The 6730-nt window shown below is 58.1% G+C and carries 6 protein-coding genes; 2 read left to right on the top strand and 4 right to left on the bottom strand.

What is annotated here, in order from left to right; all coding sequences use genetic code 11:
• Positions 1-77: hypothetical protein (locus ACIP1X_RS19275; protein ID WP_400754325.1), on the bottom strand; the 77-nt coding region annotated here is incomplete at its 3' end.
• 296 nt (positions 78-373) lie between these two features.
• Between ACIP1X_RS19275 and ACIP1X_RS19270 the strand changes: the two genes are divergently transcribed.
• Positions 374-1192 carry a pyruvate, water dikinase regulatory protein gene (locus ACIP1X_RS19270; RefSeq protein ID WP_053118702.1) on the top strand — a complete coding sequence of 273 codons (819 nt, stop codon included), beginning with the start codon at positions 374-376 and terminating at the stop codon, positions 1190-1192.
• 95 nt (positions 1193-1287) lie between these two features.
• Here the strand turns inward: ACIP1X_RS19270 and ACIP1X_RS19265 are convergent, their stop codons facing one another.
• The gene (locus tag ACIP1X_RS19265; protein ID WP_400754309.1) at positions 1288-2697 is read right to left on the bottom strand and encodes a PLP-dependent aminotransferase family protein; all 1410 of its coding nucleotides are present in this window, start codon (positions 2695-2697) and stop codon (positions 1288-1290) included.
• Positions 2698-2787: 90 nt separating this feature from the next.
• Between ACIP1X_RS19265 and ACIP1X_RS19260 the strand changes: the two genes are divergently transcribed.
• Positions 2788-3726, top strand: coding sequence for a DMT family transporter (locus ACIP1X_RS19260; protein ID WP_400754307.1), 939 nt, complete (start codon positions 2788-2790; stop codon positions 3724-3726).
• A 98-nt stretch (positions 3727-3824) separates the two neighbouring features.
• Here ACIP1X_RS19260 and prpD read toward each other — a convergent pair whose 3' ends face one another.
• Positions 3825-5309, bottom strand: coding sequence for a 2-methylcitrate dehydratase (gene prpD, locus ACIP1X_RS19255; RefSeq protein ID WP_400754322.1), 1485 nt, complete (start codon positions 5307-5309; stop codon positions 3825-3827).
• Between the two features lie 200 nt (positions 5310-5509).
• A complete protein-coding gene (prpF, locus tag ACIP1X_RS19250; RefSeq protein ID WP_400754304.1) occupies positions 5510-6700 on the bottom strand; it encodes a 2-methylaconitate cis-trans isomerase PrpF in 1191 nt (396 codons plus the stop codon).
• Between the last annotated feature and the right edge of the window lie 30 nt (positions 6701-6730).

The raw sequence follows: 6730 nt of genomic DNA, 5'->3' as shown, positions 1-6730 counted from the left end.
TGTTTGCCGAGCTTATCGAGGGAAACTACGTACTCTACCAAGGTGATCTCTCCACTAACTGTGTTGGAAAAGCTCAGAAACCGGCTGCTCGGGGGAGCGTTGGCCGGTTGTATGGCCTGGACCTGGAAAATAAGTGAGAATGCTGGCCATTGGCGGCCAACAAATCGCGCCTATCATATCCAGAAATGCTCATAAGTGTCCTGTGTTGCATAGGCATGCCGATGTGGCGAGTGACTGTTGTTGCCAGACAAGGCGCCGCGACAAGTCATAGCTGGCTATGGCGAGGAGCGGCAACGTAGTATGGCGACAACAGGCGCCGCCACATCGGCATTCCTATGCAACACAGGACACTCACTTAAGGCCCAAGGTGCAAATGAAACGATCTGCTTTCTTTATCTCCGATGGCACCGGCATTACTGCCGAAACCCTGGGTCAAAGCCTTCTGGCGCAGTTCGAAAACATTACCTTCAGCAAATTCACGCGACCGTACATCGACAGCGTTGAAAAAGCGCGGGCCATGGTACAACAAATCAACAAAGCCGCTGACACCGACGGCTTTCGCCCGATCATCTTTGACACCATCGTCAATCAGGACATTCGTGAGATTCTCGCGACGTCCAATGGTTTCATGATCGATATTTTCTCGACCTTCCTCGCCCCGCTTGAGCAGGAACTGACCGAGCATTCTTCCTACACCGTCGGCAAGTCGCATTCGATTGGCCACAACTCCAATTACATGGAGCGTATCGAGGCGGTGAATTTCGCCCTCGACAACGACGACGGTGCGCGCACGCACTATTACGACAAAGCCGATTTGATACTAGTGGGCGTGTCGCGCTGCGGTAAGACACCGACGTGTCTGTACATGGCCATGCAGTTCGGCATCCGCGCGGCCAATTACCCGCTGACCGAAGACGACATGGAGCGCCTGACCCTGCCCGCCGCCCTGCGTGCGCACCAGCACAAGCTGTTCGGCCTGACCATCGACCCGGATCGCCTCACCGCGATCCGCAACGAGCGCAAGCCCAACAGCCGCTATTCGAGTTATGCGCAGTGCGAATTTGAAGTGCGCGAAGTGGAGAATCTGTTCCGCCGCGAGAACATTCCGCACATCAATTCGACGCATTTTTCAGTGGAAGAGATTTCGGCGAAGATTCTGGTGGAGAAAGGCGTGGAGCGGCGGTTCAAGTAGTTGTGTGCTGCCTGAGCTGACGCCTTCGCGAGCAAGCCCGCTCCCACACTGGAATGCATTTCAAATGTGGGAGCGGGCTTGCTCGCGAAGAACGATTACACGGTCTCGGTTAATGCTTGCGCCAGAGCCTCAAACCCGCTGAGCAACAACCGATCATCCCCCACCGAATTACACACACTCACCCGAATACACTGCGGCACCGCCGCATGCCCGACCGCAAACGCCTCTGCGGTTGCCACCAGATAATTATTCTCCTTCAACTCCGCCGCAATCTGCGACGCCCGCCAGCCTTCCGGCACCTCGACCCAAAAATGCGGACTGTGGCTGTGCGTCTTGTAATTCAAGCCCTCCAGCGCCCCGACCACCAACGCCTTGCGCCGGCCAATCTCGTCAATCTGCTCATCCAGCAAGCGCTCAGCCAAGCCGTTTTCGATCCACAGACTCGCCACCTCCATCGCCAGTGGATTGGCCATCCAGCACGTCCCGCGAATGGCTGAACTTAACCGCCCGATCAACGCTTGCGGCGCATGCAGATAACCGACGCGCAATCCCGCCGAAACAGCCTTGCTCAAACTGCCGATCAACACCGACCGCTCCGGGGCGAAATAACTCAGCGGCAACGGCCGTTGACGATCCAGCACGGCGTGGGCTTCGTCTTCGAGGATCAGCAGATTGTGCTGACGACACACATTGGCAATCACCTCGCGCCGTGGGACGGACATCACCGCCGCCGTAGGATTCTGGATGGTCGGCGTGCAATACAGCGCCGAAACGCGATGCTGACGGCAGATTTCCTCCAGCGCTGACGGTACAAGCCCTTCGTCATCCATCGTCGCGCCGATCAGTTTTATCCCGAGCTGGCGAGCGACACTGAGCAATCCGGGGTAGGACAAATGCTCGGTCACCACCGTGTCGCCGGCCTTGAGCAAACCCATCAACGCACACAACAAACCATGTTGGCCGCCGTTGACGCACAACACCTGATCGGCGTGCGGCACAAACGCGTCGTGCTGCAACCACACCGCCCCAGCCTGCCGATGCCGCGCCATGCCGCCTTCTGCGCTGTATCCAGTCAATTGCTGCAGCACTCGCGGATCATTCGCTAACGCTTGCAGGCTCTGACTCATGAACGCCGCTTCCTGCCCCGGAATCGGCTGATTGCGGCTCATGTCGAAGCAGGCGGGCGGCTCATCGCTGACATTGCGAAAGCCTTTGTCCTGCGGCCGTTCCATCCCTCTCTGACGTACGTAAGTGCCATCGCCTACACGGGCGACGACCAATCCCACACGCTCCAGCTCACCGTAGGCGCGGCTGATCGTACCGATGGTGACGCCGAGGCTATCGGCCAACAATCGGTGCGGCGGTAATTTGCAGCCAGCGTCGATCACGCCTTCAGCGATAGCCTTTTCCACTGCATCGGCGAGGCGCTGGTATTTCACGCCGACGCCGTGAGTGAGGCCATCACGGAGGATTGACACCATGGCAATACTTACTTTGACAGTCATTCGCGCCCCGCATAGCGTGCTGAAAACAGGTTCAATCAGGGATAGACCCTTTCTGTGACCAGGTCAATTCAGCCGCTCGGAGCACACCGCATGTCGACCGCCGTCAGCACACCGATAAGCATCAGCAAACCCTGGCTTGCCGGATTGATCACCAGCACGTTGTTTCTGATCGTCTGCCTGAGTTGGGGCACGACGTGGCTGGGGATCAAGATTGCTGTAGAAAGTGTGCCGCCACTGACCGCGGCCGGGCTGCGCTTTCTCATCGCATTTCCACTGTTTTTGAGTTTCGCGTTGCTGCGTAAAGAACCGCTACTGTTCCCTCGGCAGAGCCGCTGGTTTTTTGTGTTCGTCACGCTGTCGTATTTCAGCCTGCCCTACTACCTGCTCAACTACGGCGAAATGCATGTCTCATCGGGCCTGACAGCGTTGCTGTTCAGCTGCATGCCAGTATTTATCCTGCTGTTTTCCGCGCTGTTTCTGCGCGAGAAAATCTACCCGTCGCAGATGCTCGGCATTGCCATCGGTTTTGGCAGTCTTTTCATGATTATTCGCAGTCAGGGTCTGCATCTGGATCAGGCGGAATGGCTGGGGGTGCTGGCGATTCTCTGCGCCGCCGTGATGCATGCGCTGTGCTACGTGGTGACGAAAAAACACGGCAGCGCGATCAGCGTGATCACCTACAACACGCTGCCGATCGGCATTGCCGGGGCGATGTTATTTATTGTCGGATTGAACGTCGAAACACCGGTATTCGAAAACATCACGGCACGCTCATGGGGCGCGCTGTTCTACCTCGGGCTGGTGGCCTCGGTGGGCGGGTTTATCGTTTATTTTCTGCTGCTGAAACGCCTGAGCCCGATCATCCTGTCGTTCGTGTTTATCATTTTCCCGGTGTTCGCCGTGATCATCGGCGCCTGGTACGAGGGGCAAACCCTGTCCCGGGAGCTGATGATCTATTCAGCGATTTTGTTGAGCGGTTTTGCCATCACCAAATTGCCCATCGAAAAATGGCGTATGCGGTCCGTGTAGGAGCTGCCGAAGGCTGCGATCTTTTGATCTTGTTTTTAAACATCAACGTCAAAAGATCGCAGCCTGCGGCAGCTCCTACAGGGAGCGTGTTTGTACCTTCAGATCACGAACAGGTCGACGAAGCGGTTTACCGGGGTGGACTCGAGTCGGGTTTGATCCTTGCACAGTGCGAAGATCTCACCGCTGCGCTGACCGGTAAAACGCGTGGCCAGATTGGCTTTGAATTTTTCTTCGAGCAACGGAATGCCCTCGGCGCGGCGGCGACGATGCCCGATCGGGTATTCCACGACGACGTTTTCGCTGCTGCTGCCATCCTTGAAAAACACCTGCACGGCGTTGGCAATCGAGCGCTTGTCAGGCTCCAGGTATTCGCGGGTGAAACGCGGCTCTTCGACGATGACCATTTTCTCACGCAGCACATCGATGATCGGGTGCGCCTTGTGGAAATCGTCTTCGTATTGCTCGGCGACCAGATTGCCGAAGGCCAGCGGCACGGCGGTCATGTACTGGATGCAGTGGTCACGGTCAGCGGCATTGGCCAGCGGCCCGACTTTGGAAATGATGCGGATCGCCGATTCGTGAGTGGTGATGACGATGCGGTCAATTTCGTGCAGACGATTGCGCACTTGCGGGTGCAAGGTCACCGCCGCTTCGCAGGCCGTTTGCGCATGGAATTCGGCGGGGAAGCTGATTTTGAACAGGACGTTTTCCATCACGTAACTGCCGAACGCGCGCGAGAAACTGAAAGCGCGTTTGTCTTCCGGTTTCAGCGCCAGATCGTTGTTGCTGTGGCTGAACAGCACCTCATAAAAGCCCCACTGTTTTGCCGTCAGCACCCCGGGAATGCCCATCTCGCCGCGCATGGCGATGTCGGCCAGGCGCACGCCACGACTCGACGCATCCCCCGCCGCCCAGGATTTTCGCGAGCCGGCGTTTGGCGCATGACGATAAGTGCGCAGCGCTTGGCCGTCGGCGAAAGCGTGGGACAACGCCGACAACAGTTGTTCGCGATTGGCGCCCATCAGTTTGGCGGTGACGGCGGTGGAGGCGACTTTCACCAGAATGACGTGATCAAGTCCTACGCGGTTGAAGGAGTTTTCCAGGGCGATCACGCCTTGAATCTCGTGGGCCATGATCATCGCTTCGAGCACATCGCGGATCGTCAGCGGCGCTTCAGCGTTGGCCACGCGTTTTTGCGAGAGATGATCGGCCACCGCGAGAATCGCGCCGAGGTTGTCGGATGGATGGCCCCACTCGGCGGCGAGCCAGGTGTCGTTGTAGTCGAGCCAGCGAACGATGCAACCGATGTCCCACGCGGCTTTGACCGGGTCGAGACGATAGGAAGTGCCGGGGACGCGCGCGCCAAACGGCACGACGGTGCCTTCGACGATCGGGCCGAGGTGTTTGGTGCATTCAGGGAAACGCAGTGCGAGCAGGCCGCAGCCTAACGTGTCCATCAGGCAGTTGCGGGCGGTGTCGAGGGCTTCGGTGGATTCGGCTTTGAAGGTGAGGACGTAGTCGGCGATGTCCTGCAGGACACGGTCGTAGTCGGGGCGGTTGTTCAGGTCGACGTTGGCGCTCATGTTCGATTCACTCATTAAGTGGTTCGTTGATGGGACCTCGGTTCAGGGCTAACAATTTCTTATTGTTGAAATGCGATCCCTGTAGGAGCTGCCGAAGGCTGCGATCTTTTGATCTTGACCTTCAAAAACAAGATCAAAAGATCGCAGCCTTCGGCAGCTCCTACAGAGTGAAGCAATCCAGGGTGGCGTCCGGTATTTGGTCAGAAGGAATCGCCCGGGACGCGGACGTAGCCTTCCATCAGCACCCGCGCACTGCGGCTCATGATGGCTTTTTTGACGATCCACTCGCCGTTTTCCAGACTGGCTTCAGCACCAACACGCAACGTCCCGGACGGATGCCCGAAGCGCACGGCATTGCGTTCAACGCCGCCCGCCGCAAGGTTCACCAGCGTGCCGGAAATGGCCGCCGCCGTACCAATCGCCACCGCCGCCGTGCCCATCATCGCGTGGTGCAACTTGCCCATCGACAACGCGCGCACCAGCAAATCGACATCACCAGCGCCAATCGCCTTACCACTGGAAGCCACATAATCCGCAGGCTTGGCAACAAACGCGACTTTCGGCGTGTGTTGCCGTTTCGCCGCTTCATCCAGATTGGCAATCAGGCCCATGCGCAGCGCGCCATACGCACGAATCGTCTCGAACATTTGCAGCGCTTTCGGATCGCTGTTGATCGCTCCTTGCAGCTCGGTGCCGGTGTAACCGATGTCTTCGGCGTTGACGAAAATCGTCGGGATGCCGGCGTTGATCATGGTTGCCTTGAACGTGCCGACACCCGGCACTTCCAGCTCATCGATCAGGTTGCCGGTGGGGAACATCGAGCCACCACCACCCTCTTCTTCCGCCGCCGGATCCATGAATTCGACTTGCACTTCGGCGGCCGGGAAAGTCACGCCGTCGAGCTCGAAATCACCGGTTTCCTGCACTTCGCCGTTGGTGATCGGCACGTGAGCAATAATGGTTTTGCCGATGTTGGCCTGCCACACGCGCACCACTGCAACACCGTTGTGCGGAATGCGGCTGGCCTCGACCAGACCATTGCTGATGGCGAACGAGCCGACCGCTGCCGAGAGGTTGCCGCAGTTGCCGCTCCAGTCGACGAATGGCTTGTCGATGGAGACCTGACCGAACAGGTAATCGACGTCGTGATCAGCCTTGAGGCTTTTCGACAGGATCACGGTTTTGCTGGTGCTTGAAGTGGCGCCGCCCATGCCGTCGATTTGCTTGTCGTACGGGTCGGGGCTTCCGATCACGCGCAGCAATAAAGCGTCGCGAACCGGCCCGGGAATCTGCGCCGCTTCGGGCAAATCCTTGAGGCTGAAAAACACGCCTTTGCTGGTGCCGCCGCGCATGTAGGTGGCGGGGATCTTTATTTGTGGTGCGTGAGCCATGGTGCTCCTTATCCACAGGCGTGAGACCGA

This window comes from Pseudomonas sp. NPDC088885 (assembly GCF_044750025.1).
Taxonomy (GTDB): Bacteria; Pseudomonadota; Gammaproteobacteria; order Pseudomonadales; family Pseudomonadaceae; genus Aquipseudomonas; species Aquipseudomonas rustica.
The sequence above is the reverse complement of the archived record's forward strand: the minus strand, read 5'-3'. Positions and strand labels throughout refer to the sequence as shown.

What these genes read in the sequence shown, in the direction of transcription:
- ACIP1X_RS19265 (WP_400754309.1), bottom strand. Translation starts at nt 2,697, where the DNA reads ATGACTGTCAAAGTAAGTATTGCCATGGTGTCAATCCTCCGTGATGGC.
- ACIP1X_RS19260 (WP_400754307.1), top strand. Translation starts at nt 2,788, where the DNA reads ATGTCGACCGCCGTCAGCACACCGATAAGCATCAGCAAACCCTGGCTT.
- prpD (WP_400754322.1), bottom strand. Translation starts at nt 5,309, where the DNA reads ATGAGCGCCAACGTCGACCTGAACAACCGCCCCGACTACGACCGTGTC.
- ACIP1X_RS19270 (WP_053118702.1), top strand. Translation starts at nt 374, where the DNA reads ATGAAACGATCTGCTTTCTTTATCTCCGATGGCACCGGCATTACTGCC.
- prpF (WP_400754304.1), bottom strand. Translation starts at nt 6,700, where the DNA reads ATGGCTCACGCACCACAAATAAAGATCCCCGCCACCTACATGCGCGGC.